The 2409-nt window shown below is 65.1% G+C and carries 2 protein-coding genes and 1 pseudogene; all 3 read left to right on the forward strand.

The annotated features are described in order from the left end of the window. Positions 1 to 135: pseudogene (locus H610_RS24865) on the forward strand (cytochrome-c oxidase, cbb3-type subunit II); the annotation flags it as partial. Between the two features lie 93 nt (positions 136 to 228). Further along, positions 229 to 1164 carry a cytochrome-c oxidase, cbb3-type subunit III gene (gene ccoP, locus H610_RS0108490; protein ID WP_028239264.1) on the forward strand — a complete coding sequence of 312 codons (936 nt, stop codon included), beginning with the start codon at positions 229 to 231 and terminating at the stop codon, positions 1162 to 1164. A gap of 346 nt (positions 1165 to 1510) precedes the next feature. Beyond that, positions 1511 to 2409: cbb3-type cytochrome c oxidase subunit I (locus H610_RS0108495; protein ID WP_043238108.1), on the forward strand; the 899-nt coding region annotated here is incomplete at its 3' end.

Genomic DNA, 2409 nt, shown 5'->3' on the forward strand with positions numbered 1-2409 from the left:
ATGCGCACCCTCGGCGTGCCCTACACCGACGAGGACATCGTCGGCGCCCGCGAAGCCGTCGCCGGCAAGACCGAGATGGACGCCGTCGTCGCCTACCTGCAGGGCCTGGGCATCGCGCTGAAGAACAAGCGCTGATCAGCAAATCGTTGGGATGACGGACTGCCCGGCAGCCGTCGGCATATCAAATCGCGAACAGCCGCGCACCGGGCGGCTGTTCAGGAGTCGCACATGAGCATGTTCTGGAGCGGGTACATCACCCTGCTGACAATCGGGACCTTCGTCGCCCTGTTCTGGCTGGTCTTCGCCACCCGCCGGGGCCAGCGCCCGGATACCACCGAACAAACCCTCGGCCACGCCTTCGACGGCATCGAGGAATACGACAACCCGCTGCCGAAATGGTGGTTCCTGCTGTTCGTCGGCACCCTGGTGTTCGGCATCGCCTACCTGATCTTCTACCCGGGCCTGGGCAGCTGGAAGGGCGTGATGCCCGGCTACCAGGACGGCTGGACCCAGACCCACCAGTGGCAGCGCGAGATGAACGCCGCCAACGCCAAGTTCGGGCCGATCTTCGCCCGCTTCTCGGCGATGAGCGTCGAGCAGGTCGCCCAGGATCCGGAAGCGCTGAAGATGGGCGGCCGCCTGTTCGCCAACCACTGCGCCATCTGCCACGGTTCCGACGCCAAGGGCTCGCAGGGCTTTCCCAACCTGACCGACGGCGAATGGCGCTGGGGCGGCGAGGCCGAGACGATCAAGGCGAGCATCCAGCACGGCCGTATCGCGGCCATGCCGGCCTGGCTGGAGGTGATCGGCGAGGAACGCGTGAAGAATGTCGCCGCCTACGTCCGCCATGACCTGGCCGGCCTGACCCCGCCCGCCGACCTCCAGGGTGACCGGGAAGCCGGCGCGCAGGTCTATGCCAGCACCTGCGTCGCCTGCCATGGCGCCAACGGCGAAGGCATGGCGATGCTCGGCGCCCCGAGCCTGACCCAGCCGGCCGCCTGGATCTACGGCTCGAGCCTGACCCAGCTACAGCAGACCATCCGCCACGGCCGCAACGGACAGATGCCCGCCCAGGAGGAATACCTCGGCGCCGACAAGGTGCACATCCTCGCCGCCTACGTTTACAGCCTGTCACACAAAGAGCCGCAACTGGCCCAGCAATGAGCCGCCGACGGCGTTAGACTCGGCCCCTCTCCCACCCCGCCAGGGGGCCGATTTTGCGGCTGCGACCCTGTGTCGCAGCCCGCCTCCGACGGGCGTCCCTTCTCGCTCCCTCCCCGACCTCCTAAGCTTGGTTCCAGGTCGCCGCCCACCGCAGAATTCAAGGCGACCCCTCCCTTCCATCGCGTCGGCCCGGTGCGCAAGCGCTCCCGCGAAATGCACGGAAAGCGCGCCAGCACAGGGTTTCAGCGGCCCGGGAGGGCCGGGGGCGTCGTTGCATTGCCCCCCTCTCTTCTCCATACTTGCCGCCGTTTTTTGCCTTGTAATGCCATTAACCGTGGAACCCAGCATGAGCACAGCAATCAGTCAGACTGCTTATAACTATAAGGTGGTTCGCCAGTTCGCCATCATGACGGTGATCTGGGGAATTCTCGGAATGGGGATGGGCGTGTTCATCGCCGCACAACTCGTGTGGCCCGAATTGAACTTCGACACGCCGTGGACCAGCTTCGGCCGCCTGCGTCCCCTGCATACCAACCTGGTCATTTTCGCCTTCGGCGGCTGTGCCCTGTTCGCCACGTCCTACTACGTGGTGCAGCGCACCTCCCAGGCGCGGCTGATCTCGGACACGCTGGCGAGCTTCACCTTCTGGGGCTGGCAGGCGATCATGGTTCTCGCCGTGCTGACGCTTCCGCAGGGGTTCACCTCCTCCAAGGAATACGCCGAGCTGGAATGGCCGATCGACATCCTGATCGCGGTCGTCTGGGTCACCTACGCGGCGGTGTTCTTCGGCACCATCGTCAAGCGCAAGGTCAAGCACATCTACGTCGGCAACTGGTTCTACGGTGGCTTCATCCTCACCGTGGCGATGCTGCACATCGTCAACAACCTGGAGCTGCCGGTCAGCGCGTTTAAGTCCTACTCGCTGTATTCCGGGGCCACCGACGCCATGATCCAGTGGTGGTACGGCCACAACGCCGTGGGCTTCTTCCTCACCGCCGGCTTCCTCGGGATGATGTACTACTTCGTACCCAAGCAGGCCGAGCGCCCGATCTACTCCTACCGCCTGTCGATCGTGCACTTCTGGGCGCTGATCAGCGTGTACATCTGGGCCGGCCCGCACCACCTGCACTACACCGCCCTGCCCGACTGGGCGCAGAGCCTCGGCATGGCGATGTCGATCATCCTGCTGGCACCGAGCTGGGGCGGCATGATCAACGGCATGATGACCCTCTCCGGCGCCTGGCA

The sequence above is a fragment of the Stutzerimonas azotifigens DSM 17556 genome, from assembly GCF_000425625.1.
Classification (GTDB): Bacteria; Pseudomonadota; Gammaproteobacteria; order Pseudomonadales; family Pseudomonadaceae; genus Stutzerimonas; species Stutzerimonas azotifigens.

Coding starts and splice junctions, on each gene's coding strand:
- ccoP (WP_028239264.1), top strand. CDS start 229: ATGAGCATGTTCTGGAGCGGGTACATCACCCTGCTGACAATCGGGACC.